Consider the following 26,169-nt stretch of genomic DNA (forward strand, 5'->3'; position numbering starts at 1 on the left):
CCGAGGAGAAGCCCGAGACCGGCCAGAAGCCCGAGACCGGCCAGAAGCCCGAGACCGGCAAGACCATCGACGACAAGCCGGACGCGGCGGAGTCCGCGCCGAAGGCGGGCGTCGAGCGCGAGGACGCGCCGGCCGGCGACGAGACGCCGGAGATCGCGGTCTCGGCCGAGCAGAGCGCGATCGAGCAGCGCGCGGGCGTCGGCGGTGCGACCAAGGTCCGCCGGGGCATGTGGGGCAGCGGTCGCGGCTCCGGCGACACCTCCGGTTATGGCCGGGTACGCCGGGTGGTCGAGCCCCCGGCCGGCTCGCCGCGCCCCTACGGCGGCTGGTTCGACGAGGTCGTGGACCGGGTCGCCGAGCTGGTGCCCGGAGCGGTCGCCGAGGTCGTCGTCGACCGCGGCGAGCTGACGCTGCTGGTGCCGCGGGAGAAGCTGGCCGAGCTGGCGCCGGTCCTGCGCGACGATGCCTGGCTGCGCTTCGAGCACTGCGCGTCGGTGTCGGGCGTCAACTACCCCGAGCACGTGGGCGCCGAGCTGCATGTGGCGTACCACCTGCAGTCGATGACCCACAATCGGCGGCTGCGCGTCGAGGTGACCTGCCCCGATGCCGATCCGCACATCCCGTCGGTGGTCGGCACCTATCCGGCCGCCGACTGGCACGAGCGCGAGACCTGGGACATGTTCGGCGTGATCTTCGATGATCACCCGGCCCTGACCCGGATCCTTATGCCGGACGACTGGCCCGGCCACCCGCAGCGCAAGGACTACCCGCTCGGCGGGATTCCCGTCGAGTACAAGGGGGCGACGATCCCGCCGCCCGACGAGCGCAGGAGCTATGCCTGATGAGCACCGAGACGCAGACCGATCAGCAGTTCGACCCCTACGCCGCCCCGACCGACGAGGCGGTGGAAGGCACTGTCTACACCGCCTCCGGCGCGGACTGGGACGCCATCGTCGCGGCCCAGGCCGAGCGCGGCGACGAGCGGCTGGTGGTCAACATGGGCCCGCAGCACCCGTCGACGCACGGTGTGTTGCGGCTGATCCTGGAGCTGGAGGGGGAGTCGGTGGTCGAGGCCCGGTGCGGCATCGGCTACCTGCACACCGGCATCGAGAAGAACATGGAGGTGCGTACCTTCACCCAGGGCGTCACCTTCTGCACCCGGATGGACTACCTGACGCCGTTCTACCAGGAGGCCGCCTACGTCCTCAGCGTGGAGCGGCTGCTGGGCATCGAGGCCGACATCCCGGAGCGGGCGAACATCCTGCGGGTGTTGATGATGGAGCTGAACCGGATCTCCTCCCACCTGGTCTGCATCGCGACCGGCGGCATGGAGATCGGCGCGCTGACCGTGATGACGATCGGCTTCCGCGACCGGGAGAAGATCCTCGACGTGTTCGAGGCCGTCACCGGGCTGCGGATGAACAACGCCTACTTCCGTCCGGGCGGCGTCGCGGTCGACGTCGATGATCACGGGATGGACCAGATCGCCGACACGATCGCCTGGCTGGAGCAGCGGCTGCCGGAGTATGCCGCGTTCTGCAACGAGAACCCGATCTTCATCGGCCGGCTCGGCGGCGTCGGCAAGCTCGACCTGGCCTCCTGCATGGCGCTCGGCATCACCGGGCCGATGCTGCGCTCGGCCGACTTCGGCTGGGACCTGCGCAAGTCCCAGCCCTACTGCGGCTACGAGACCTATGAGTTCGACGTGCCGACCTGGGACACCGCGGATGCCTACGGACGGTTCCGGGTGCGCCAGGAGGAGATGTGGCAGTCGCTGCGGATCGTCAAGCAGGCCTTCGAGCGGCTGAAGGCGACCGCGGGGCAGCCGGTGATGGTCGACGATCCGAAGATCGCCTGGCCCGCACAGCTCTCCCTCGGCAATGACGGGCTGGGCAACAGCCCCGAGCACATCAAGCACATCATGGGCGAGTCGATGGAGGCCCTGATCCACCACTTCAAGCTGGTCACCGAGGGCTTCCGGGTCCCGCCCGGTCAGGCGTACGTGCCGATCGAGTCGCCCAAGGGCGAGATGGGCGCGCATGTGGTCTCCGACGGCGGTACGCGGCCCTGGCGCGCGCACTTCCGCGACCCGAGCTTCAACAACCTGCAGGCGGTGCCCGCGGTCTGCGAGGGGTCGATGGTCTCCGATGTGGTGGTCGCGGTCGCCTCGATCGACCCGGTGATGGGGGGCGTGGACCGGTGAGCCATTTCCAGACCTATTTCCCCGACTCCGGCGGCTACGACATCTACGACGACGATGCCGACAACGGCGGTCGGGGTTCGCTCACCGAGCAGACCCTGGTCGAACTGCGCGAGATCGCCGCGCGCTACCCGCAGAAGCGGTCGGCGCTGCTGCCGATGCTGCACCTGTGCCAGAGCCAGCTCGGGCGGATCACCACCTCGGCGATGGAGGCGTGCGCGGAGATCTGCGAGATCTCGGTGGCCGAGGTGAGCGGCGTCGTGACCTTCTACACGATGTACAAGCGCAAGCCGGTGGGCAAGCACCTGGTCGGTGTCTGCACCACGGCGCTGTGCGCGATCATGGGCGGCGACGCGCTGCTGGCCGGCCTGCAGGACCATCTCGGCGTCGGGCTGGACGAGACGACCGCCGACGGCGCGATCACGCTGGAGCATGTCGAGTGCAATGCCGCCTGCGACTACGCACCGGTGATGATGGTCAACTGGGAGTTCTTCGACAACATGAATCCGGAATCGGCGGTGGCCCTGGTCGACGCGCTGCGCGCCGACCAGCCGGTCGCCTCGCCGCGCGGCGCTGAGATCACGAGCTGGCGCGAGGCCGAGCGGGTGCTGGCCGGCTTCGGCGACGGCCGCGCGGACCAGGGCCCGGCCGCCGGGCCCGAGTCGCTGCTCGGCCTGGAGATCGCCAACGAGCGCGGCTGGCACGCCCCCGAGGCGCCCGGCCGGGCAGGCGGGCCGGATGCCGACGCCGGGACCGACCGCGAGGAAGGAAGCGCGAAGTGACCGATCCGATCACCCCGGTGCTCAGCGCCAACTGGGCCGACGAGCGCGCGTGGAAGATCAACAACTACGAACGCACCGGCGGGTACGCCGCACTGCGGCGCGCGTTGCGGATGGCCCCGGACGAGATCGTCGCCGAGGTCAAGGACTCCGGCCTGCGCGGCCGCGGCGGTGCCGGCTTCCCGACGGGCATGAAGTGGTCGTTCATTCCCAAGGACAACCCGAACCCGAAGTACCTCGTGGTGAACGCCGACGAATCGGAACCGGGCACCTGCAAGGACATCCCGCTGATGATGGCCAGCCCGCACACGCTGGTCGAGGGCGTGATCATCTCCTCCTATGCGATCGGTGCCTCGCATGCGTTCATCTACGTCCGCGGCGAGGTGCTGCACGTCGCCCGCCGGCTGCAGCAGGCGGTCGCCGAGGCGTACTCCGCCGGCTATGCGGGCAAGAACATCCTGGGCTCGGGCTATGACCTGGAGGTCACCGTGCACAGCGGCGCCGGTGCCTACATCTGCGGCGAGGAGACGGCACTGCTGGACTCGCTGGAGGGTCGGCGCGGGCAGCCGCGGCTGCGCCCGCCGTTCCCGGCGGTCGCCGGCTTGTACGCCAGCCCGACGGTGATCAACAACGTCGAGTCGATCGCGTCGGTGCCGCCGATCATCGCCAACGGACCGGAATGGTTTGCCTCGATGGGCACCGAGAAGTCCAAGGGGATGACGCTGTACTCGCTGTCCGGGCACGTCGCCCGGCCCGGCCAGGTCGAGGCGCCGCTCGGGATCACCCTGCGCGAGCTGCTGGAACTGACCGGCGGGATGCGCGAGGGCCACCAACTGAAGTTCTGGACCCCCGGCGGATCGTCGACACCGATCCTCACCGACGAGCATCTGGACATCCCGCTGGACTACGAGGGGATGGCCGGGGCCGGCACGATGCTCGGCACCAAGGCGCTGCAGTGCTTCGACGAGACCACCTCGGTGGTCCGCAGCACGCTGCGCTGGATCGAGTTCTACAAGCACGAGTCCTGCGGCAAGTGCACCCCGTGCCGGGAGGGCTCGTGGTGGCTGGTGCAGATCCTGATGCGGATCGAGGCCGGCGAGGGCCGCGAGGGCGACATCGAGAAGATGCTCGACCTGTGCGAGAACATCGGCGGCCGCTCGTTCTGCGCGCTCGCCGACGGCGCGGTCGCCTGCCTGACCTCGGCGATCAAGTACTTCCGCGAGGAGTTCGAGCAGGGCTTCCACACCCCGGCGTGGGAGCTGTTCCCCTACGAGCGCAGCGCGCTGTTCGCGGCGCCCGCCCGGACCGCGACGACGGGAGCACACGCATGACGGTGACCAACAAGCCGCAGGCGGACGAGCAGGTGGGCGGCCAGGTCGAAGAACTCGTCACGCTGACCATCGACGACACCGAGGTCTCGGTGCCCAAGGGCACGCTGGTGATCCGGGCCGCCGAGATGATCGGCACCGCGATCCCGCGGTTCTGCGATCACCCGCTGCTGGACCCGGTCGGCGCCTGCCGCCAGTGCCTGGTCGAGGTGCCCGATGCCGGCAACGGCCGTGGGATGCCGAAGCCGCAGGCCTCCTGCACCCTTGAGGTCGCGCCCGGCATGGTGGTCAGGACGCAGCTCACCTCCCCGGTCGCCGACAAGGCGCAGAAGGGGATGATGGAGCTGCTGTTGATCAATCACCCGCTGGACTGCCCGATCTGCGACAAGGGCGGCGAGTGCCCGCTGCAGAACCAGGCGATGTCCAACGGCGGCGGCGAGACCCGCTTCGAGGCGGTGAAGCGTACCTTCCCCAAGCCGATCAGCATCTCCGCCGAGGTGCTGCTCGACCGCGAGCGCTGCATCCTGTGCGCCCGCTGCACCCGGTTCTCCGAGCAGGTCTCCGGCGACCCGTTCATCGCGCTCGTCGAGCGCGGCGCGCTGCAGCAGGTCGGCATCTACGAGGAGCAGCCCTATGACAGCTACTTCTCCGGCAATGTGATCCAGATCTGCCCGGTCGGCGCGCTGACCTCGACGGCGTACCGCTTCCGCTCCCGGCCCTTCGACCTGGTCTCCACGCCGTCGGTCTCGGAGCTGGACGGCTGCGGGTCGGCCATCCGGGTCGACCACCGGCGCGGCCAGGTGATGCGCCGGCTGGCCGGCGACGAGCCCGCCGTGAACGAGGAGTGGATCACCGACCGCGACCGGTTCGCCTTCCGCTCCGGCCGTGGCCCGGACCGGCTGACCTCGCCGCTGGTGCGCACCGACGGCGAACTGCGCCCCGCGTCCTGGCCGGAGGCCATCGACGCCGCGGTCGCCGGGCTGGCGGCGGCCGGGGATTCGGTCGGCGTGCTGACCGGCGGCCGGCTGACGCTGGAGGACGCCTACGGGTACGCCAAGTTCGCCCGCGCCGTGCTGGGCACGAACTCGATCGACTTCCGCTCCCGGCCGAACTCGGCCGAGGAGGAGCAGTTCCTCGCCGGCTGGGTCGCGGGCCGCCCGATGGAGGTCACCTTCGACGACCTGGAGCGCGCCGACCAGGTGCTGCTGGTCGGCTTCGAGCCCGAGGACGAGGCCGGTGCGGTGTTCCTGCGGCTGCGCAAGGCGTACCGCAAGAACGGCCTGCCGATCACCACCCTGGCCCCGTACGCGAGCTGGGGCTCGGCCAAGCTCGGCGCGACCGTCGAGCCGACGGTGCCGGGCCTGGAGGCACGGGCGCTGGACCGGATCGGCAGCGACGGTACGCCCGAACTCGGCCCCGGCTCGATCGTGCTCGTCGGCGAGCGCGCGGCGACCAGCCCGGGCGCGCTGAGCGCGCTGGTCGCGCTCACCGAGCGCACCGGCGCCCGGCTCGCCTGGATCCCCCGCCGCGCGGGCGATCGGGGTGCGGTGGACGCGGGCTGTCTGCCCGGGCTGTTGCCCGGTGGCCGCCCGCTGAGCGACCCGGCCGCGCGCGTCGACACCCAGGCCGTGTGGGGTACGCCCTCGCTGCCGACGGCCCGCGGGCTGTCCGCCGACGCCCAGTTGCGCGCGGCCGCCGACGGCGAGCTGGCCGCGCTGGTCGTTGCCGGCCTGGAGCCGGGCGACTTCGCCGATCCCGCCGCCGCGCGCGCCGGGCTGGAGGAGGCCGGCTTCGTGGTCAGCATCGAGGCGCGGCTGTCCGAGGCGGCCCAGCGGGCCGATGTGGTGCTGCCGATCGCGCTGGTCGAGGAGCGCTACGGGCACTTCCTGAACTGGGAGGGCCGCGAGCGTCGCCTGGAGCGCGCGATCACGGCCCGGAACACGATGACCGATCTGCGGATCCTGGCGGCGCTGGCCGACGGGCTCGGCCGACCGCTCGGGGTGCGTACCCCGGAACAGGCGAAGGCCGAGTTCGACGAGCTCGGCGCATGGGAGGGCGAGCGTGCGGCCGACCCGCGGGCCGAGGCGCTGGACGCGCTGGCGCCCGGCGACCTGGGGCCGGGGGAGGCGGTGCTCGCCACCTGGCGGACCATGATCGACAACTCCCGGTCCAATGATCACGAGGAGCACCTGCTCGCCACGGCCCGCCGGCCCGTGCTGAAGGTCGGGCCGGAGACGGCGCAGTCGCTCGGGCTGGCCGACGGCGAGACCGCCCGGGTCAGCCGGGAGGGCGCCCTGGAGTTCGCGGTCGAGGTGGTGCCGGGGATGTTGCCGGGCGTCGTCTGGCTGCCGTACAACGCACCGGGCCTGTCGCTGGCCGACGGGCTGCGCGCGGCGCCGGGCGATGTGGTCCGGGTCGATCCGCTGGGTGCGGCGAGCGCCGTGGAGGGAGAGCGCTGATGAACGATCCGTGGTGGCTGGTACTGATCAAGGCGCTGGCGATCTTCGTCTTCTTGCTGGTGATCACGCTGTTCAACATCGTGTTCGAGCGCAAGGTCGTCGGCAAGATGCAGCATCGGCAGGGCCCGACGATGAACGGCCCGTTCGGCTCGCTGCAGTCGCTCGCCGACGGCATGAAGCTGATGTTCAAGGAGGACTTCCGGCCGAAGAATGCCGACAAGATCGTCTTCAACATCGCGCCCTACCTGATCGCGATCCCCGCCTTCACCGTCTTCGCGGTGATGCCCTTCGGTGGCGAGGTCACGCTGCCCGGCGGGCTGACCACCCGGCTGCAACTGGTCGACACCCCGGTCGGTGTGTTGTTGGTGCTGGCGCTCGCCTCGATCGGCATCTACGGCATCGTGCTCGCCGGCTGGTCCGGCGGGTCGACCTACTCGCTGCTCGGCGGCCTGCGTTCCAGCGCCCAGATGATCTCCTACGAGATCGCGATGGGTCTGTCGCTGGTCGGCGTCTTCCTCTACGCGCAGTCGATGTCCACCGTCGACATCGTCGAGTCCCAGGCGCAGCCCTTCGTGATCCCGTTCCTGAACCTGCAGACGCCGCTGCAGGGCTGGTACTTCGCCCTGCTCTTCCCGTCCTTCGTGATCTATCTGATCTCGATGGTCGGCGAGACCAACCGGGCGCCGTTCGACCTGCCGGAGGCCGAGGGCGAGCTGGTCGGCGGCTTCCACACCGAATACTCGGGCATGCGGTTCGCGATGTTCTTCCTCGCCGAGTACATCAACATGGTGACGGTGTCGGCGCTGGCCACCACGCTGTTCCTCGGCGGCTACCTGGCGCCGTGGCCGTTCAGCATGATCCCGGTGCTGAACAACCCGTGGCTCGGCCCGGTCTGGTTCACGCTCAAGATCTTGTTGTTCATCTTCGTCTTCGTCTGGCTGCGCGGTACGCTGCCGCGGTTCCGCTACGACCAGTTCATGAAGCTGGGCTGGTACTGGCTGATCCCGCTGTCGGTGATCTGGCTGATGATGGTCGCCGTCCTGCGCGCCTTCTGGAGCGAGGGCCCGAGCCAGCCGCTGTATGTGATCTCCGCGGTCCTGCTGATCGTGTTGTTCGCGGTGGTGATGTTCGGCGGCCGCGGCGGGGACGACGAGACCGATGCGGCGGCAGACACCGATGCCGACGGCAGTTTCGACGCCTTCGCCGGCGGCTACCCGGTGCCGCCGCGCGCGGGCCAGGAGCTGCCGGAGCTGTCCGGCGTACTGCCCGGTGAGTCGGTCGCGGACCGGGCGACCGGTACGCCGCCGCGCGGGCAGGCCGATGACCGACCGACCGACCGGAGCAACGAGAGGGAGGAGCTCTGATGGGCATCCTCGATGCATGGGCAGGGTTCGGGGTGACATTTCGGACCATGTTCCAAAAGACCTTCACCGAGGACTACCCGACCGGGCGCAAGCGCGGCCACGGGCGTGGCTCGGCCGAGGAGGTCGGTGCGCCCCGGTTCCACGGGCGGCACCAGTTGAACCGCTGGGCGGACGGGCTGGAGAAGTGCGTCGGCTGCGAGCTGTGTGCCTGGGCCTGCCCGGCCGATGCGATCTATGTGGAGGGCGCGCAGAACACCGAGGAGGCGCGCTACTCCCCGGGCGAGCGCTACGGCGCGGTGTACCAGATCAACTACCTGCGCTGCATCCTGTGCGGGTTGTGCATCGAGGCGTGCCCGACCCGGGCGCTCACCATGACCCGGGAGTTCGAGCTGTCCGACAGCTCGCGCGAGGCCATGATCTATGAGAAGGACCGGCTGCTGGCCCCGCTGCTGCCGGGCATGCAGGCCCCGCCGCACGCCCGCGAGCTCGGCGACGACGAGCAGGCCTACTTCCTCGGCCTGCCGGGCACGTCGCCGAGCGACGCCCAGGTCGAGGAGTACCGGGCCGAGGAGCGCGCCGAACGCGCGGGCAGCAAGGGGCGCGGGCGATGACCGCGATGCTGACCGGCCAGGCGGTCGCCTTCTGGCTGCTCGCGCCGGTGATGATCCTCGCGGCGCTGGGCATGGTGGTGTCGCGCAAACCGGTGCACTCGGCGCTGTGCCTGGCGACGGTGATGATGTCGCTCGCGGTGCAGTACGCCGCCCTGGACGCGCCGTTCCTGTTCGCCGTGCAGATCATCGTCTACACCGGCGCGATCTTGATGCTCTTCGTCTTCGTCGTGATGCTCGTCGGCGTCGACTCCCGTGACTCGCTGGTCGAGGTGCTGCGGGGGCAGCGGGTGCTGGCCGCGCTCGCCGCGCTGGCGATCATCGTGCTGCTGATCGGCGCCATCGGCAGCGCCTTCGTCAACCCGCCCGTCGGCCTGGTCGAGGCCAATGCCGCCCGCGGTACCAACGTCAACGGGCTCGCCGAGCTGATCTTCGGCCGCTATGTGGTGCTCTTCCAGGCCGCCGGTGCGCTGCTGCTGACCGCCACGGTCGCCGCGCTGATCCTCGCCCACCGCGAGCGGCTCAGCCCGCATCGCAGCCAGGGCGAGCGGATGCGCGACCGGATGCGGCGCTACGCCGAGACCGGCGAGCACCCGGGGCCGCTGCCGACGCCCGGCGTCTACGCCCGGCGCAATGCGGTCGACGTGCCGGCGCTGCTGCCGGACGGCAGCCCGGCGCCCACCTCGGTCTCGGAGACCCTGCGGGCCCGCGGCCAGGTGCTGGATGCCCGCGAGGTCGCCGCGCCCACCGCGCGGACGCTCGCCGCGATCCAGGACAGCGACGAGGTCGGCATCGCCGGGTCCGATCTCGGCCCGCGGCAGTCCGTCGGCGCCGACGAGCCGAAGGATCATGGCCCCCTGGTCGGCGGGCGGGTCAGGGATCTCAACGAGGTCGTGACCGCCGCCGACGTCCCGCCGCGCGATGCCTCCGGGGCGGACGAGCCCGGTGATGACGACGCCGATCGGAGGGAGGGCCGATGAGCTCGGAGCCCTATCTGGTGCTGGCCGTGCTGCTGTTCGGCATCGGCATGTTCGGATTCATGGTGCGGCGCAATGCGCTGATCATGTTCATGTCGGTCGAACTGATGTTGAATGCGGCCAACCTGGTGCTGGTCACCTCGGCCCGTCAGCTCGGCAGCCTCGACGGGCAGGTCGCCAGCTTCTTCGTGATGGTGGTCGCGGCCGCCGAGGTCGTGGTCGGCCTGGCGATCATCATCACCATCTTCCGTACCCGCCGCTCGGCCTCGGTCGACGACGCCAACCTGCTGAAGCACTGAGGGGTAGCAGCGATGGATTCCTACGCGCCCGCCACCGGGCTCTTCGCCTACGCCTGGCTGATGTTCGTCATCCCGCTGGTCGTCTCGGGAGTGCTGCTGCTGGCCGGCCGGCTGAGCAATGCCTGGGGGCATCTGCTGGCCACGGCCGCCGTGCTCGCCTCCTTCGGGATCGGTCTGGCGCTGTTCGTCGAGATGATCGGGCGCCCCGTCGAGGAGCGCGCGGTCGGCGTACCCGTCTATGAATGGATCGCGGCCGGCGCTTGGCGCTTCGACGTCTCGTTGCTGGTCGACCAGTTGTCGATCGTCTTCGTCCTGCTGATCACCGGTGTCGGCTCGCTGATCCACATCTACTCGATCGGCTACATGAGCCACGATCCCGACCGGCGCAAGTTCTTCGCGTTCCTGAACCTGTTCATCGCCGCGATGTTGGTGTTGGTGCTGGCCGACAACTACCTGGTGCTGTTCGTCGGCTGGGAGGGCGTCGGCCTGGCCTCCTACCTGCTGATCGGTTTCTGGCAGTACAAGCCGAGCGCCGCCGCGGCCGCCAAGAAGGCGTTCGTGATCAACCGCGTCGGCGACATGGGCATGGTCGTGGCGATCATGGCGATGCTGTTCAACTTCGGCTCCTCGGCCTTCGCCGAGGTCAATGCCGGTGCCGCGAACCTGAGCCCGTTCTGGGCCACCCTGATCGGCCTGATGCTGCTGCTCGGCGCCTGCGGCAAGTCCGCCCAGGTACCGCTGCAGGCCTGGCTGCTGGACGCCATGGAGGGGCCGACCCCGGTCTCGGCGCTGATCCACGCCGCCACCATGGTCACCGCCGGCGTCTACCTGGTGGTCCGCAGTCATGCGCTGTTCAGCCAGTCCGAGGTCGCCACGATGGCCGTCGTGGTGATCGGCACGATCACCCTGCTGGCCGGCGCCTGGATCGGTTGCGCCAAGGACGACATCAAGAAGGTGCTGGCCGGGTCGACCATGTCGCAGATCGGCTACATGATGGTGGCCGCGGGCCTCGGTCCGGCCGGCTGGGCGTATGCGATCTTCCACCTGCTGACGCACGGCTTCTTCAAGGCCAACATGTTCCTCGGCGCCGGTTCGGTGATGCACGCGATGGACGACAATGTGGACATGCGCCGCTACGGTGCGCTGGCCCGGTTGCTGCCGATCACCTTCGCGACCTTCGCGATCGGCTATCTGGCGATCATCGGCTTCCCGTTCCTGTCCGGCTACTACTCCAAGGACCACATCATCGTGGCGGCCTTCGAGTACAACACCCTGGTCGGGGTGTTGACGATGATCGGTGCCGCGGTCACCGCCTTCTACATGACCCGGTTGATGATCATGACCTTCGGCGGCCGCAAGCGCTGGGCCGAGGGCGTGCACCCGCACGAGTCCCCGGCGGTGATGACGGTGCCGCTGATCATCCTGGCCGTGGCCTCCGGCATCGCCGGCCTGCTGATGAACAACTGGATCGCCGAGTGGCTGGAGCCGGCGTTCGGCGAGGAGCCGCACGCCACCCACTACCCGGTCTTCGAGACCAGCCCGATCGCGCTCGCCACGCTTGCCCTGGTCGCGGCCGGCGTGGTCGTCGCCTGGCTGGTCTTCGGTCGCGGACGCGCGATCGCCGAGGTCGCGCCCGAGCGGCCCAATGTGCTCGCCGCTGCCGGCGCCAACGACCTCTATGGCGACGCTCTGAACGGCGCCCTGGTGGTCGAGCCGCAGACCCAGCTCTCGCGGGCCATCGTCACGGTGGACGATCGCGGCGTCGACGGGATCGTGAACGGCGGCGCGGGCGCCGTCGGCGGTCTCGCGCGGGCCACCAGGCGGATCCAGAACGGCTATGTCCGCAGCTATGCCCTGACCATGATCGTCGGCGCCATCGTGATCGGTGTCGTCCTGATCCTCGGCCGGCTGGCCTGAGGGGAGGAGTGGAGATGACTTTCCCCTGGCTGTTGGCGCTCGGCCTGCTGCCGCTGATCGGAGCGGCGCTGCTGATCATGTTGTCCGGGCAGGTGGCCCGGGTCGCCGGCCTGGCGTTCTCGCTGGCCACGCTGGCGGTGGCGGTCGTCGTCGCGGTGCTGGTCGCCGGCGGCGCCGTGATCGGCATCCAGGTGCCGTGGATCGCGACCTTCGGCGCATACTTCTCGCTCGGCCCGGTCGACGGGCTGTCGCTGACCATGCTGCTGCTGACCGCGCTGCTGACGCCGATCGTGCTGATCGGCACCTGGGCCGAGCCGGACCGCAGCGGCCGCGGCAAGCACTGGGACTCCAACACCTTCTTCGCCCTGGTGCTGGCCACCGAGGGCCTGGCCCTGTTCACCTTCATGGCCACCGATGTGTTGTTGTTCTACATCTTCTTCGAGGCCTCGCTGATCCCGATGTACTTCCTGATCGGCGGTTTCGGCGGCCCGCGGCGCAGCTATGCGGCGATCAAGTTCTTGTTGTTCTCCCTCGCCGGCGGTCTGGTCATGCTGGCCTCGGTGATCGGGCTGTACGCGATCACCGCCGGCGCCGGGCGACCGACCTACCTGATGAGCGAGCTCGCCCAGTTGAACCTGGACGGCGGGGTCGGCCGCTGGATCTTCCTCGGCTTCCTGTTCGCGTTCGCGGTGAAGGCGCCCATGGTGCCGGTGCACACCTGGCTGCCGGACGCCGCCGAGGAGGGTACGCCGGGAGGCACGGCCCTGCTGGTCGGCATCCTGGACAAGATCGGCACCTTCGGGATGATCCGGATCTGTCTGGAACTGTTCCCCGGCTCCTCGCAGTGGGCGGCGCCGGCGATGATGACGCTGGCGGTGATCTCGATCATCTGGGGTGCGCTGGCCGCCCTCGGGCAGCGCAACCTGTACCGGCTGGTGGCGTACTCCTCGATCAGCCACTTCGGCTTCATCGTGCTCGGCATCTTCGCGATGACCAGCCAGTCGCTCGACGGGTCGATCTTCTACATGTTCAACCACGGCCTGTCGACCGCGGCGCTGCTGCTGGTGCTCGGCTTCCTGGTCGCTCGCCGCGGATCGGCGCAGATCGATGCCTTCGGTGGCGTGATCAAGGTTGCGCCGGTGGCGGCGGGCGTACTGCTGTTCGCGGGCCTGTCCTCGCTCGCCCTGCCCGGCCTGTCCAGCTTCGTCAGCGAGTTCCTGGTCCTGGCCGGCACCTTCGCCCGGCATCCCGGCTGGGCGGTGGTGGCCGTCCTCGGCATCGTGCTCACCGCCGCCTACGTGCTGACCATGTACCAGCGGACCATGACCGGCCCGGTCACCCCGCAGGTGAAGACGACGATCGGGTCGGACCTGACCGGCCGCGAGCGGCTCGCCGTCGCCCCCCTGGTGGTGCTGATCCTCGCGCTCGGCCTGTTCCCGCAGCCGATGCTGAACCTGATCGAGCCGGCCTCGCAGACCACCATGCAGATCATCGGCCTGACCGATCCCGAGCCGATTGCGAAGGGGAACAACTGATGCCCAGTTCCGCGCCGTCCATCGACTGGCAGGCCCTGCTGCCGTTGATCATCGTGTTCGCCGGTGGCGTCGTCGGCGTCCTCGTGGAGTCGCTGCTGCCTCGGGCGTACCGGTCGGGGCTGCAGCGCGCAGTGGCGTACCTGACGGTGCTGGCGGCCTTCGTGTTCACCGGACTGAACTGGTTGCTCGGGGTCTACGGCCCGACGGCCGGCGGTTCGATCATGGTCGACGTGCCGAGCTACTTCACCTGGCTGACGCTGCTCTTCTTCACCGTGCTGGCGCTGCTGCTGTTCGGTGAGCGGCGGCTCTACTCCGGCGTCACGGCGTTCGCGCCGCAGGCCGCGGCAACGCCGGGCAGCCCGGACGAGCGAGAGGCGATCGAGAAGCGCGTGGAGCAGAACGAGCTCTACCCGCTGACCATGTTCGCCCTGGTCGGGATGATGCTCTTCGCCGCTTCGGGCGACCTGTTGATGATGTTCGTCGCGCTGGAGATCATGTCGCTGCCGCTGTATGTGATGTGTGGCCTGGCCCGCCGTCGGCGACTGCTCAGCCAGGAATCGTCGATGAAGTACTTCTTGCTGGGCGCGCTGTCCTCGGCGATCTTCGTCTTCGGTATCGCGCTGCTCTACGGCTTCGCCGGCTCGTTCAACCTGGGCGGGACCTACGACAGCCAGGCGGGCTTGGTCGATCCGGGCCTGGCGGCCGCGATCCAGCTCCAGCCCGAGGGCAACGGGATGCTGTTCGCCGGCCTGGCGATGGTCGGCATCGGCCTGCTGTTCAAGATCGGCGCCGCGCCGTTCGCCTCCTGGGTGCCCGATGTCTACGCCGGAGCGCCGAGCCCGATCACCGCGTTCATGGCCGTCTGCACCAAGATCGCCGCGATGGTCGGCCTGGCCCGGGTGTTCTTCGTCGCCTTCGGCGGCCTGCGCTGGGACTGGCAGCCGGTGCTGGCGATCGTCGCCGTGGCGAGCATGGCGATCGGGTCGGTGCTGGCGATCGCCCAGAGCGACGTGAAGCGGATGTTGGCGTACTCCTCGATCGCCCATGCCGGGTTCCTGCTGGTCGCCGTGACCGGTGCCTTCCAGGCCGCCGGCCCGGACCAGTTGACCAGCCTCGCCTCGGTGCTGTTCTATCTCGTCGCCTACGGGGTGACCACGATGGGCGCCTTCGCGATCGTGACCATGGTCCGCAACCGCTCGGGCGAGGTGAACCAGCTCGGCGCCTGGGCCGGGCTCGGCCGCAAGTCGCCGGTCGTCGCCGGGCTGTTCGCGTATTTCTTGTTGAGCTTCGCGGGGATCCCGCTCACCGCGGGCTTCATCGGCAAGTGGACGGTCTTCATGGCCGCCTGGCGCGGCGGGTACGCCTGGCTCGTCGTGGTGGCCGTGCTGGTCAGCGTGATCGCGGCGTTCTTCTACGTGCGGGTGATCGTCACCATGTTCTTCTCCGATCCGGCCGAGGGCGACGCGGAGGTCGCGCAGGCCGGCTGGGGAACGCAGGCCGTGTTGGTCGTAAGCTGTGTGCTCACCGTCGTGCTGGCCGTCGTCCCGGGGTGGTTGCTGACCCTCTCGGCGCAGGCCGGCCAGTTCCTCAGATAGGAGATCCGTTGCGCCCGCATGCCGAGGACGTCGCCACGGGCGCCGGGGGCGAGTTCGCCGATGGGGTACGCCGGGAGCTGCGGCTGGTCGAGGCGCGCCTGCAGGACGCGGCGAAGGGGCACGACCGCCTGGTCACCGAGATGGCGGGCCACATCATCGCGGCCGGCGGGAAGCGTTTCCGCCCGATGCTGGTGCTGCTCGCCGCCCGGTTCGGCGGACCGGTGCCCGACGACCGGCTGGTCGACGCCGCCGTCGTGGTGGAGCTGACCCACGTCGCGAGCCTGTATCACGACGACGTGATGGACGAGGCCGACCTGCGCCGCGGTGCGCCCAGCGCGAACAGCCGCTGGGGAAACCTGCAGGCCATCCTGGTCGGCGACTTCCTGTTCTCCCGCGCGTCGTCGATCGTCGCCGGGCTGGGCACCGATTTCGTGGCGGTGCAGGCCGACACCTTCGCCCGGCTGGTGCACGGCCAGATCGCCGAGACCGTCGGGCCCGCGCGCGGGGAGGATCCCCTGGCGCACTACCTGCAGGTGGTCGCGGACAAGACCGCCTCGCTGATCGCCACCTCGGCCCGGTTCGGGGCGATGGTCGCCGGTGCGCCGGTCGCGACGGCGGCGGCGCTGACGGACTTCGGCGAGGAGATCGGAGCGGCGTTCCAGCTCAGCGACGACATCATCGACGTGACCAGCGACGACACGGGCAAGGCGCCGGGCACGGATCTGCGCGAGGGCGTACCCACCCTGCCGACGCTGCTGCTCGGCGAGGCTCCCGAGGATCGTCAGTTGCGGGACCTGATCGCCGGTGACCTGAGCGACCAGGCGCGGCTGGCGGAAGTGCTGGGGCGCCTGCGCGCGCACCCGGTGATCGATCGCGCACGCGACGAGGTCGCCCGGCGGGCGGAGGTCGCGCGCGGCCTGTTGCGGCCGCTGCCGGACTGCGAGGCGCGCGAGGCATTGTTCGCGATGTGTGACCAGGTGGTCACCCGGACCAGTTGATGGCCGGGATCGCCGCCGAGCTGTCGGCGCTGGAGCTGGCCGCCGCGATCCGCGCGGGAGAGCTGTCGATCGCGGAGGTGACGGCGGCCGCCCTGGCCGCCGCCGAGGCCGACTCGCTGGGCGCCTTCGCGCGGGTCGAGCGCGGGTACGCCGAGGCGGCGGCGGCCCAGGCGCAGCGCCGGCTGGCCGACGGCGATCCGGCGCCACTGCTCGGCGTACCGTGCCCGGTCAAGGATCTGACCCGGGTCGCCGAGCTCGGCTTCGAGGGCGGTAGCCGGGCGTGGGCAGGCAATGTCGCCGAGATCGACGACGGGATCGTCACCCGGCTGCGCGCCGCGGGCACGATCATGATCGGCAAGACGAGCACGCCGGAGTTCGGCCTACCGTGCTACACCGAGCCCGACCTCGGGCCACCGGCGCGTACCCCGTGGGACCGGCGTCGCTCTGCCGGCGGATCGAGCGGCGGCGCTGCGGCGGCCGTCGCGTCCGGTGTGGTGCCGCTCGCGCACGGCAGCGACGGCGGCGGGTCGATCCGGATTCCCGCCGCGTGCTGCGGACTGGTCGGGCTGAAGCCGAGCCGCGGGGTGATCAGCCCGGGCCCGCACGGTGTCGACGGGCCGGGGCTGGCGACGCAGGGCTTCCTGACGCGTACCGTCGCCGACACCGCGGCCGTGCTGGATGCGGTCGCCGGGCCGTGGCCGGGTGATCATTTCCCGGGCGCGACGGGCGGTTTCTCGGTGGCGCTGGCCGAACGGGTCCGCGGCCTGCGGGTCGGATTGTTGACCGAGCCGGTGCTGGTGCCGGGCGCGCCGGTGCACCCGCAGGCGCGGGCGGCCGCGGAGCGGGCCGCCCGGTTGTTGGGGGAGTTCGGGCACGAGGTGTCCGAGGCGCCGGTGCCGTTCGGGCCGCAGGAGTGGTCGGCGTTCGAGGCGCTGTGGGCGGTGGCCGCGCTGTCGGCGCCCGTCCCCGAGGGCCGCGAGGGCGATCTTGTTCCGCTGACCCGGTGGCTGCGCGAGCGGGGTCGGTCGGTGACCGGGCAGCAGTACGCCGAGGCGATCGCGGCGGCGCAGCGGCTGGAGCGTACCGTCGCCGCGCGGTGGGCCGGCTTCGACGTCGTGCTCACCCCGACGCTGGCGCAGCCGCCGGCGATGATCGGATCGTTGCGCGATGATCGCGATCCCGCGGCGGACTTCGCCGCCCAGACCGCCTACACGCCGTGGACGTCGATCTACAACCTGGTCGGCCGGCCCGCGATCAGCGTCCCTTTGCACCGGGCCGAGGTCGACGGCACGGAGCTCCCCTTCGGCGCGATGCTCGGCGGCCCGGCCGGTTCCGATCGGTTGCTGCTGGCGCTCGCCGCCCAGCTCGAGGCCGCCGACCCGTGGCCTGCCACCCCTCCCGCGCCTCGTTGACCTCCCTCAACTCCCACCCCTCCCTCCGCTCATCCCCCTCCCTCCGCTCATCCCCCTCCCTCCGAATTGTTTCCGTAGTTATGCCCGCTATCCGCCGCGGATAGCGGGCATAACTACGGAAACAATTCGGAGGGAGGGGGTGGGTCAGCGGCCGAGGGCGGTGGCGCGGAGCAGGGCCAGCCTGCCGGGCCAGGGCATGCGCGCGGCGACGGCGGCCAGGGCCGCGGCGAGCCGGGGCCCGACCGCGTCGAAGATCGCCCGCTGGTCGGGTCCGTCGAGCCGGGCGACGGCGTCGAAGAGCGCCACCGTCTCGTTCGGCCCGAGACCGAGCAACCAAGCTCCGGGACGCCGCCAGGTAGATCCCGGGCAAGCACGCGGTCGCCGCCGGGTTCGACGCCGCGGCCGACAGCTATGACCGGATGGTCGGGCTGAACCCGGGCTATCGCACCACCTGCGCCTCGCCGCCGATGCGCTCGTGGCCGGCATCGACGAACCCGAGCCGACACTGATCGACCTCGGCTGCGGCACCGGACTGTCCACCCGCGCCCTGCTGGACGCCGCGATCGCCCGCGGGCTGACGCCGCGGATCGTCGGCGTCGACGCCTCGCCGGGAATGCTCGCCCGCGCCCGGGCCGGGGACTGGCCAGGTGGCGTGGAGTTCGTCGACGGCCGCGCGGAACAGCTCGGCGAGCTCGGGCTGCCCGCCGCCGACGGTGTGCTGGCCTGCTACCTGCTGCGCAATGTCACCGACCTGCCCGCGACGCTCGCGGCGATCCGCGCGGCGCTGCGACCGGGCTCCCCGTTCGTCGCCGAGGACTACCGGTCGCCGCGCCGTCTACGACTACCTGCACTCCTCGGTCACCGGTTTCGCCTCCGTCCCCGAACTGTGCCGAGCGATGGCGGCGACGGGCTTCGTCGAGATCGCGGCGCGGACGGTGCCGGGCTGGCAGCACCGCATCCTGCACGTCATCCGCGCCCGTTCGGCGCCCGGCCTAGACTCGGAGGCATGAGCGAGGACAACGGCGCGCACCAAGATCCCGAACCGCTGTGGCGCGAGGCCGCCGGGGCCGAGCTGCGGCGCCGACGCACGGACGCCGGTCGTACGCTGGCCGATGTCGCCGACGCGGCCGGGGTCTCGGTGGCGTACCTGTCCGAGATCGAGCGCGGTCGCAAGGAGCCGTCCTCGGAGATGCTCGGCGCGGTTTCCGGGGCGCTCGGCATCGGCCTGGTCGATCTCACCTCCAGCGTCGCCGAGACGCTGACGCGGCGGCCGGCCGGCGAGATCGCGGCGCCGCGCGCCGAGGCCCGCGCCCAGGGGCAGTTCATGTTGGCAGCCTGACCGAACGAGAGGAGCAGTACGCATGACCACAGCAACACTCGACGGACGCACCATCGCCTTCCTGGTCTCCGGCAAGGGGATCGAACAACCCGAGCTCACCGGGCCGTGGCAGGCCATCAAGGATGCCGGCGGCAAGCCCGTCCTGCTCTCGCCGGACGGCGGCAAGGCCGCCACCGTCAACAACGATCTCGACCCGGCCGAGGACTATCCGGTCGACGGGACCATCGCCGATGCCGATCCGGGCGAGTACGACGGCGTGATCATCCCCGGCGGCACGGTGAACGCCGACACGCTGCGGACCGACGAGGATGCCCGCAACTTCGTGCGTGCCGCCGCGCAGGCCGGCCGCCCGATCGCGGCGATCTGTCACGGCCCGTGGCTGCTGGTCGACGCGGGGCTGGTCGAGGGGCGCACGCTGACCTCCTACCCGTCGCTGCAGACCGACATCCGCAACGCCGGCGGCACCTGGGTGGACGAGCAGGTCAAGATCGACGACAGCGCCGCGCCGTTGATCACCTCGCGCAATCCCGACGACATCCCGGCCTTCGTCGACGCGACGATCAAGCAGTTCGCGGGCGATCGGGGCTGATCACCCGGCCGGCAACGAGACGATCTCGTCGGCGAGCCCGTACTCCACCGCCTCGGTGGCGGTGAACACCCGGTCGCGTTGGATGTCGCGCTGCAACTCGGGCACGCTGCGCCCGGTGTGGTACGCCAGCACCTCGTCCTGCAGATTGCGCAGCCGGGTGATCTCCGCGGCCTGCACTGCCAGGTCCGGCAGGGTGCCCTGGCTCTCCATCGACGGCGGGTGCAACAGGATCCGCGCGTGGGGCAGCACGAGCCGCCGGCCGGGCTCGCCCGCAGCGAAGATCACCGCCCCGGCGGAGGCGGCCTGCCCGACGCAGTAGGTCGCCACCGCCGGGCGCAGGAATCGCATGGTGTCGTAGATCCCGAACATCGCCGTCGCCGAGCCGCCGGGGGAGTTGATGTAGAGGTTGATCTGCGCGTCGGAGTCGACGGACTGCAGGTGCAGCAACTGGGCGATGATCACGTTCGCGACGCCGTCGTCGATCTCCGTGCCCAGGTAGACGATCCGGTCGCTGAGCAGGCGGCTGTAGATGTCGCTGGTCCGCTCGCCGCGGCTGGTCTGCTCGACCACATAGGGAATCGAGTAGCTGGCCATCTCAGACCCCCATCCCGATCGGCTGCGTCCGCTGCCGCGGGGCAACCGAGTCGAGCTGGGTGATCACGTGATCGGCGAAGCCGTACGCGACGGCCTCCTCCGCCGAGAACCACCTGTCCCGCAAGGAATCCTCGGTGACCCGGGCGACCTCCTGCCCGGTGTGCTCGGCCGTCAGGCTGAGCATCAACTGGTTCAGGTACGCGAGATTGTCCGCCGCGATCTCGATGTCGATCGCCGTACCGCGGAACCCGGCCGACCCCTGGTGCAGCAACACCCGGGCGCGGGGCAGCAGGTGGCGCTTGCCCGGCGTACCCGCGGTCAGCAGGAACTGTCCCATGCTCGCGGCCAGGCCCATCCCGAGCGTGCTGACATCGTTCGGGATCAGGGTCATCGTGTCGTAGATCGCCAGCCCCGCCGTCACCGAGCCGCCCGGTGAGTTGATGTAGAGCCGGATGTCGGAATCGGGATCCTCGGCCGACAGCAGCAGCAACTGCGCACACAGCCGGTTGGCGACCTCGTCGTCCACCTCCTGGCCGAGCACCAGGATCCGCTGCTCCAGCAGGCGACCCGTCAATTGATCATCGTACGTGTTCATGATCGCCAGCCTGCCCCGGCGTACCGCCGAGCGGGGCGCGATCTGCTGCCAGCAGATCTGCGGTCAGCGGATCCGGGCCGGGGTGCGGGAGGCGGTACGCGAACGCGCCCACCACCAGCAGCCGGCCAGCAGCGCCACGCCGAGCAGCGGGCCGACGGCGGTCGCGAGCTGACCGCCGGCGCCCAGCCGCAGCCCCACCTCGGTATCGACGTTGAGGTCCTGGAACGGCTCCCACGTCGCCCAGCCCCAGTAGCCGACCGCGAGCAGCCGCAGCCACCCGGGCAGCGGCCGCAGCAACGCCAGGACCGCGATCGGCGCCAGCCAGGTGTAGGCATGGGTCCAGGAGATCGGCGCCGCGACCGTCGACCCGAGCCCGACCAGCAACAGCGCCAGCATCGGCTCGCCCGCCCGCGCCACGACCACCGCCGCCAGCAGCGTCAGCGCCACCACCGCGCCGCCGAGCAGCACCGTCAGCCACAGCGGCAGCTCGGGCGTACGCAGGAAGCGGACGGCGATTGCCAGCAGCGACTGGTTGGTCACCTGATAGGGCGCATCGGGCTCGCCGGGGAAATTGCCGGTGGCGATCCGCGCCCAGTAGCCGGCCGACTCGGCGGGCCGCACCGCGAATCCGATCATGGTCGCGCCCGCCGCCGACAACACGGCCACCAGCGCCGGCCGGCGCCGGCCCACCAGCACCAGCGCCACCACGAACAGCGCGGGGGTGAGCTTGATCGCCGCCGCGACGCCGGTCAGCACGCCCGCCGGCAGCAGTCGGTCCGGCACCCCGAACGGCAGCCAGCGCCCGGCCCGGGCGAGCAGGGTCGGCCCCGGCGCGAGGTCCAGCACGCACAGCGCCATCAGGAAGATCCCGACCTGGCCGAGGAAGAAGACCTGCGCGAGCGGGCCGCCGAGCGCGATCGCGGCCGCCGCGACGATCAGCGCCGGCGCGGCCCGCAGGCCGATCCGGGCGAACACCGCGGCGGCCAGGGCGGCATTCAGCAGCGGCCAGAGCAGGTACGCCGCCCCGGGGCCAGCCGCCGCCAACGGGAGCGTCAGCACGGCCGCGAACGGCGGATAGATCATCGGCAGCCGGCCCGGCGGATCGAAGTACAGCGGCTGGCCCGCGGCCAACCGGTCCGCGGCCGCGAGATAGACGTCCAGGTCGACCTGCTGCGGCAGCCACGGCCACCCGCCGGCGTGCAGCAGCGCGGCCAGGAACGGCCAGGGCAACGCGAGCAGCACCGCGGCGAGCTCGCGCCGGCGTACCCGCGGCGTCACGGCACCGGCTCGTCGGATGCGCGCTCGCGCGCCCAGTCCAGGGTCGCCGCGCACAGGGCGAGCGCCAGCAGCGGGCCGGTGGCGACCACCAACTGCTGCAGGCCGGTCAGGTCGAGCGCGGCGTCGCCGCCGGCGTCGATCGACTTGAACGGCTCCAGCGTCGCCCAACCCCAGTAGCCGACCGCCAGCAGGCGGACGCCGAGCGGTGCCGGTCGGAGCAGCGCCACCACCGCGAGCGGCGCGAGCCAGGTGAAGGTGTGCGTCCAGGCGACCGGGGAGGCGAGGCTGGTGCCGAGGCCGACCAGCAGCAGCGCGAAGGTCAGCTCCCCGCGCCGGGCGATCGCCGTGGCCGCGACCAGCACGGCGACCCCGGCGATCGCGCAGGCCACCAGCGCCGCGGTCTGCCAGGCGGCGTCGCCGCCGAAGCGGACGACCACGGCGCCGAGCGACTGGTTGGTCAGCCGGTACATCGAGTCGGTCTCCTGCGGCAGGTCGCCCGAGGCCAGATTTCCCCAGTAGAGCAACGAATCCGCCGGCCGGACCAGCGCTGCCACCCCGGTTGCCACCGCGGCCGTGATCGTCGCGACCAGCGCCGGCCGCCGCCGTCCGAACAGCACCAGCGCCACGATGAACAGCGCCGGTGTCATCTTGATCGCGACCGCCAGCCCGGTCAGCACGCCGCGCGGCCACAGTCGCTCCCGGCCCGGCCAGATCCGGCTGACCAGGGTCGGGCCGGGCGCCAGATCGAGGATGCACATCGCCATCAGCACGACCCCCACCTGGCCGAGGAAGACCACCTGGTCATACGGGCCGCCGAGCATGATCACCGCCGCGGCCGCGATCGGCGCGCGCCAGCCGCGCAGGCCGATCCGGGCGAACACGGCCACCGCCAGCGCCGCATTCAACAGCGGCCAGGTGAGGTAGCCCGTCTCGGCGTCGGTGATCAGCAAGGGCAGTGCCGCGATCGCCGCGAACGGTGGATAGGTCATCGGCAGGTCGCCGGGATCCTCGGCGTACAGAGGAGTTCCGGCCAGCAGGTCCTCGGCGGTGCGGCGATAGACGTCGAGGTCGACCGCCATCGGATTCCACGGCCAGCCGCCCGACAGCGCCAGCGCGGCCAGGAACGGCCACGGCAGCGCCACGACGAATGCGGTCGGGAACCGCAGCCGCCGGACCCGATCCACCGTCGCGGTCACCGCGGCATCCCCGCGCGCTGGGCGGCGGCGCCGGCGATGACCACCGCGAACCAGGCCAGCGTGAGCAGCAGGCTGCCGGCCGCGACCAGTTCACCGCCCACCCGCGACGCCGGCTGCACGCACGCCCACAGCCCGAGCACGGCCGCGGTCAGTTGCCACAGCCACGGACCGCGGCGGACCAGCATGATCGCCGCCAGCGGCAGCGCGATCACCCACGCCTGCGGAAAGGCGAGCGGCATGATCACGACGCCGCCCAGCCCGGCGGTCAGCATCCCCGCCAGGTGCCGGCCCGAGCGGCACAGCGCGAGGCCGGCGGCCAGCGCCGCGGCGAGGACCACGAGCGCCAGCACCGTGCCGAGCACGGTCGTGGTGGGCTGCTCACCGAGCCCCCGGGCGAGCACCGCGGGGAGCGAGCCGTTCGTCTCGCGCTCGTAGGCATTGCCCTCGGCGAGGTGGCGGCCCGCCAGCGTCGCCGACCAATAGCGCAGCGAGGAGATCGGCGCGGCCAGCCAGGCGAGCAGGGTGATCCCGATCGCCGTCGTCGCGCCGAACAGCCCGGCCCGGCGGTGCCGCGGCGAGGCGAGTTGCAGGATCACGACGACCACCGGAAACACCGCCAGCGCCGCGGCGATCCCGGTCAGCACGCCGCGCGGCAGGCGGGGACCCGGGCGCGGGCGTACCAGATCGGCGATCAGCAGGCAGGTGATCAGCACGGTCACCTGGCCGAGGCGGAAGTTGTCGCGGATCGGCACGGCGAGCGTGATCAGCAGCGCGGCCAGCAGCGGCACCCACGCCGAGCGGGCCAACGCCGGCGACCGGTACGCCAACAGCGGCGCCACCAGTAGCGCGGCCACCAGGCCGGCGGTGATCAACACCCAGAGCAACTGTGCCGCCTCCGGGCCGGCGATCGCGAACGGGATGCCGAACAGCGCCATCGCCGGCGGCATGCTGAACGGCACGCCGCCGCCGCCGTAGAGATCCTCCCCGGACAGCAGCCTTCCCGAGGCGCCGATGATCGCCTGCAGGTCGACCATCGCGCCCCGCCACGGGGTCCAGCTCGCGCCGTCCGCGCGCGAGGCCTCGTACGCCCCGGCGATCAGCGGCAGCGGCCACAACAGCCAGCGCCAACGGCCCGGCGCGCGGGTCACCAGATCTTCACGCGGCGATCCGGCGGCAGCCACAGCTCGTCGTCCCCGTCGGTGCCGAATGCCTCGTGGAAGGCGTCGACATTGCGTACCGTCTGGTTGGCCCGGAACTCCGGCGGCGAGTGCGGATCGGTCGCCAGCCGCTGCTTGACCGCCTCGGGGCGCATCTTGGAGCGCCACACGGCGGCCCAGTTCAGGAAGAGCCGGCGGCCGGCCGGCACGCCGTCGATCTCGGCGTCGGGATCGGCGCCGCTCAGGCGCCACGCCTTGTGCGCGATCGACAGGCCGCCGAGATCGCCGATGTTCTCGCCGATGGTCAGCTCGCCTTTCACCGGGCGCCCGTCTGCGCCCTCCGGTGAGAGCTCTGCGTACTGGCCGACCAGCGCCGTCGTGCGCTCCTCGAACGCGGCGCGGTCGGCATCGGTCCACCAGTTGCGCAGCGCGCCGTCGCCGTCGCAGGTCGATCCCTGATCGTCGAAGCCGTGCCCGATCTCGTGCCCGATCACCGCGCCGATGCCGCCGTAGTTCAGCGCATCGTCGGCCTCGGGATCGAAGAACGGCGGCTGCAGGATCGCCGCCGGGAAGACGATCTCGTTGCGCAGCGGGTGGTAGTAGGCGTTCACCGTCTGCGGGGTCATGAACCACTCGTCCGGATCGGTCGGCCGGGTCAGCTTGTCCAGTTGATCATCGAGCTGCCAGGAGGCCACCGCGAGCACATTGCCGACAAGATCATCGGCGCGAAGGTCGAGGGTCGAGTAGTCCTTCCACTTCACCGGATAGCCGATCTTGGGCCGGAACCTGTCCAGCTTGCGCAGCGCCTCCGCGCGGGTGTCCTCGGTCATCCAGTCGAGCTCGCTGATCGATTGCCGGTACGCCTCGATCAGGTTCGCCACCAGCTCGTCCATCCGGTCCTTGGCGGCGGGCGAGAAATGCTTGTCCACATAGAGCTTGCCGACGTCCTCGCCGATCGAGGCCTCGACCAGGTCGACGCCGCGCTTCCAGCGCTCCTTCAACGTCGGCGTACCGGACAGGGTCGTGCCGTAGAACGCGAAGTCCTCGGCGACGAAACGATCATCGAGGTAGCCCGCGAACGCCGATGCCGTCTGCCAGCGCGCCCAGGCGCGCCAGGTCTGCGCCGGCGTCGCCGCGATCAGCTCACCGAGCCCGGCGAAGTAGCTCGGCTGGGCATTCACCACCCGGGCCAACACGGCGTCGTCGAGCTCGGCACCCGCCAGTAGTTGCGCCCAGTCCAGGCCGGGGCTGGCGGCGGCCAGCTCGTCGCGGGTCTGCGGGTTGTACATCTGGCGCAGGTCCCGGGTGCGCACCTTGTCCCAGTGCAGCGCCGCGATCGCCGTCTCCAGCTCCAGTACGCGCGCGGCCTCGCCAGCGGGGTCGTCGCTGCCGATCAGCTCGAACATCCTGCCCAGGTGGGCCGTGTAGGCCTCGCGGATCTCGGCATAGGTGTCGTCGCGGTAGTACTCCTCGTCGGGCAACCCGATCCCGGACTGGCCGAGGAACAAGATCACCTGCTGCGGATCGCCCGGGTCGGCATCCACCGACATCCCCACCAGCGTGCGGATCCCGCGACGGGTGGCCCAACCCATCCAGTGCGCCAGGGATGTCGCGTCGGTGATCTCGTCGGCGGTCGCCAGCAGCGGCGCGAGCGGCTCGGCGCCGCGCTCGGCCACGGTGTCGGTGTCGACAAAGCTGGCATAGAGCGAGGCGATCCGGCGCTGCGGCGTACCGGTCTGGTCGCCGGGGTCGCCGAGGGAGGTGATGATGTCGCGGACGGCCTCCTCGGCGTTGTCGCGCAGCTCGATGAAGGCGCCGGTGCCGGGCTTGTCGTCCGGGATTGTGGCAGTCTGCAGCCAGGCCCCGTTGACGTGGCGGTACAGGTCGTCCTGGGGTCGGGTCGCCTCGTCGGTGTGGGCGAGCAGCTCGGAAGTCACCGGTCGAGGCTAG

22 protein-coding genes and 1 pseudogene are annotated in these 26,169 nt (G+C 71.0%); 16 read left to right on the plus strand and 7 right to left on the minus strand.

The genetic code is table 11. The annotated features are described in order from the left end of the window. Positions 1-65: 65 nt before the first annotated feature. The 14 genes and pseudogenes from ACXDC7_RS05005 (at position 66) to ACXDC7_RS05070 (ending at position 17,471) form a co-directional block, all read left to right on the plus strand. Positions 66-842: an NADH-quinone oxidoreductase subunit C gene (locus ACXDC7_RS05005; RefSeq protein WP_459222803.1), complete on the plus strand. Its 777-nt coding sequence runs from the start codon at positions 66-68 to the stop codon at positions 840-842. Then, complete coding sequence (locus tag ACXDC7_RS05010; RefSeq protein ID WP_179444546.1) at positions 842-2,203, plus strand: NADH-quinone oxidoreductase subunit D; 1,362 nt, start codon at positions 842-844, stop codon at positions 2,201-2,203. The genes ACXDC7_RS05005 and ACXDC7_RS05010 overlap by 1 nt, the downstream gene beginning before the upstream one ends. Continuing rightward, positions 2,200-2,982, plus strand: coding sequence for an NADH-quinone oxidoreductase subunit NuoE (gene nuoE / locus ACXDC7_RS05015; RefSeq protein WP_425487396.1), 783 nt, complete (start codon positions 2,200-2,202; stop codon positions 2,980-2,982). The genes ACXDC7_RS05010 and nuoE overlap by 4 nt, the downstream gene beginning before the upstream one ends. Then, entirely contained in the window at positions 2,979-4,310 is a 1,332-nt protein-coding gene (gene nuoF, locus ACXDC7_RS05020) for an NADH-quinone oxidoreductase subunit NuoF (RefSeq protein ID WP_179444545.1), read from the plus strand. The genes nuoE and nuoF overlap by 4 nt, the downstream gene beginning before the upstream one ends. After that, positions 4,307-6,766, plus strand: coding sequence for an NADH-quinone oxidoreductase subunit G (locus ACXDC7_RS05025; protein ID WP_459221413.1), 2,460 nt, complete (start codon positions 4,307-4,309; stop codon positions 6,764-6,766). The genes nuoF and ACXDC7_RS05025 overlap by 4 nt, the downstream gene beginning before the upstream one ends. Next, complete coding sequence (gene nuoH, locus ACXDC7_RS05030; RefSeq protein WP_459221414.1) at positions 6,766-8,130, plus strand: NADH-quinone oxidoreductase subunit NuoH; 1,365 nt, start codon at positions 6,766-6,768, stop codon at positions 8,128-8,130. Before ACXDC7_RS05025 ends, nuoH begins: the two co-directional genes overlap by 1 nt. Next, entirely contained in the window at positions 8,130-8,741 is a 612-nt protein-coding gene (nuoI, locus tag ACXDC7_RS05035) for an NADH-quinone oxidoreductase subunit NuoI (RefSeq protein WP_179444542.1), read from the plus strand. The genes nuoH and nuoI overlap by 1 nt, the downstream gene beginning before the upstream one ends. After that, a pseudogene (locus ACXDC7_RS05040) lies at positions 8,738-9,508 on the plus strand (NADH-quinone oxidoreductase subunit J); the annotation flags it as partial. The gene nuoI and the pseudogene ACXDC7_RS05040, both read left to right, overlap by 4 nt. 206 nt (positions 9,509-9,714) lie before the next feature. Continuing rightward, positions 9,715-10,014, plus strand: coding sequence for an NADH-quinone oxidoreductase subunit NuoK (nuoK, locus tag ACXDC7_RS05045; protein WP_179444540.1), 300 nt, complete (start codon positions 9,715-9,717; stop codon positions 10,012-10,014). Between the two features lie 12 nt (positions 10,015-10,026). Next, on the plus strand, positions 10,027-11,931 hold the full coding sequence (gene nuoL, locus ACXDC7_RS05050) for an NADH-quinone oxidoreductase subunit L (protein ID WP_179444539.1): 1,905 nt from the start codon (positions 10,027-10,029) through the stop codon (positions 11,929-11,931). A 14-nt stretch (positions 11,932-11,945) separates the two neighbouring features. Beyond that, positions 11,946-13,466 carry an NADH-quinone oxidoreductase subunit M gene (locus ACXDC7_RS05055; RefSeq protein ID WP_179444538.1) on the plus strand — a complete coding sequence of 507 codons (1,521 nt, stop codon included), beginning with the start codon at positions 11,946-11,948 and terminating at the stop codon, positions 13,464-13,466. Then, the gene (nuoN, locus tag ACXDC7_RS05060) at positions 13,466-15,061 is read left to right on the plus strand and encodes an NADH-quinone oxidoreductase subunit NuoN (RefSeq protein WP_459221415.1); all 1,596 of its coding nucleotides are present in this window, start codon (positions 13,466-13,468) and stop codon (positions 15,059-15,061) included. The genes ACXDC7_RS05055 and nuoN overlap by 1 nt, the downstream gene beginning before the upstream one ends. Positions 15,062-15,069: 8 nt before the next feature. Next, a complete protein-coding gene (locus ACXDC7_RS05065) occupies positions 15,070-16,059 on the plus strand; it encodes a polyprenyl synthetase family protein (protein ID WP_246292560.1) in 990 nt (329 codons plus the stop codon). Further along, entirely contained in the window at positions 16,059-17,471 is a 1,413-nt protein-coding gene (locus ACXDC7_RS05070; RefSeq protein ID WP_459221416.1) for an amidase, read from the plus strand. The genes ACXDC7_RS05065 and ACXDC7_RS05070 overlap by 1 nt, the downstream gene beginning before the upstream one ends. A 144-nt stretch (positions 17,472-17,615) precedes the next feature. Here ACXDC7_RS05070 and ACXDC7_RS05075 read toward each other — a convergent pair whose 3' ends face one another. Continuing rightward, on the minus strand, positions 17,616-17,777 hold the full coding sequence (locus ACXDC7_RS05075; protein WP_459221417.1) for a hypothetical protein: 162 nt from the start codon (positions 17,775-17,777) through the stop codon (positions 17,616-17,618). 169 nt (positions 17,778-17,946) lie between these two features. On the opposite strand from ACXDC7_RS05075, the gene ACXDC7_RS05080 reads away from it, so the two are divergent. Continuing rightward, positions 17,947-18,810, plus strand: coding sequence for a methyltransferase (locus tag ACXDC7_RS05080; protein ID WP_459221418.1), 864 nt, complete (start codon positions 17,947-17,949; stop codon positions 18,808-18,810). 22 nt (positions 18,811-18,832) lie between these two features. Continuing rightward, complete coding sequence (locus tag ACXDC7_RS05085) at positions 18,833-19,399, plus strand: type 1 glutamine amidotransferase domain-containing protein (RefSeq protein ID WP_459221419.1); 567 nt, start codon at positions 18,833-18,835, stop codon at positions 19,397-19,399. Here the strand turns inward: ACXDC7_RS05085 and ACXDC7_RS05090 are convergent, their stop codons facing one another. From ACXDC7_RS05090 to ACXDC7_RS05115, 6 genes are all read right to left on the minus strand, one after another. Then, positions 19,400-19,993: a ClpP family protease gene (locus tag ACXDC7_RS05090; protein ID WP_459221420.1), complete on the minus strand. Its 594-nt coding sequence runs from the start codon at positions 19,991-19,993 to the stop codon at positions 19,400-19,402. Between the two features lies 1 nt (position 19,994). Beyond that, entirely contained in the window at positions 19,995-20,588 is a 594-nt protein-coding gene (locus ACXDC7_RS05095) for a ClpP family protease (protein ID WP_459221421.1), read from the minus strand. Between the two features lie 63 nt (positions 20,589-20,651). Next, positions 20,652-21,866, minus strand: coding sequence for a glycosyltransferase 87 family protein (locus ACXDC7_RS05100; protein ID WP_459221422.1), 1,215 nt, complete (start codon positions 21,864-21,866; stop codon positions 20,652-20,654). Then, complete coding sequence (locus ACXDC7_RS05105) at positions 21,863-23,062, minus strand: glycosyltransferase 87 family protein (protein ID WP_459221423.1); 1,200 nt, start codon at positions 23,060-23,062, stop codon at positions 21,863-21,865. Before ACXDC7_RS05105 ends, ACXDC7_RS05100 begins: the two co-directional genes overlap by 4 nt. Beyond that, positions 23,059-24,210, minus strand: coding sequence for a glycosyltransferase family 87 protein (locus ACXDC7_RS05110; protein ID WP_459221424.1), 1,152 nt, complete (start codon positions 24,208-24,210; stop codon positions 23,059-23,061). Before ACXDC7_RS05110 ends, ACXDC7_RS05105 begins: the two co-directional genes overlap by 4 nt. Further along, entirely contained in the window at positions 24,207-26,156 is a 1,950-nt protein-coding gene (locus ACXDC7_RS05115) for a M13 family metallopeptidase (RefSeq protein WP_459221425.1), read from the minus strand. The genes ACXDC7_RS05110 and ACXDC7_RS05115 overlap by 4 nt, the downstream gene beginning before the upstream one ends. Between the last annotated feature and the right edge of the window lie 13 nt (positions 26,157-26,169).

Source organism: Naumannella huperziae, assembly GCF_054073625.1.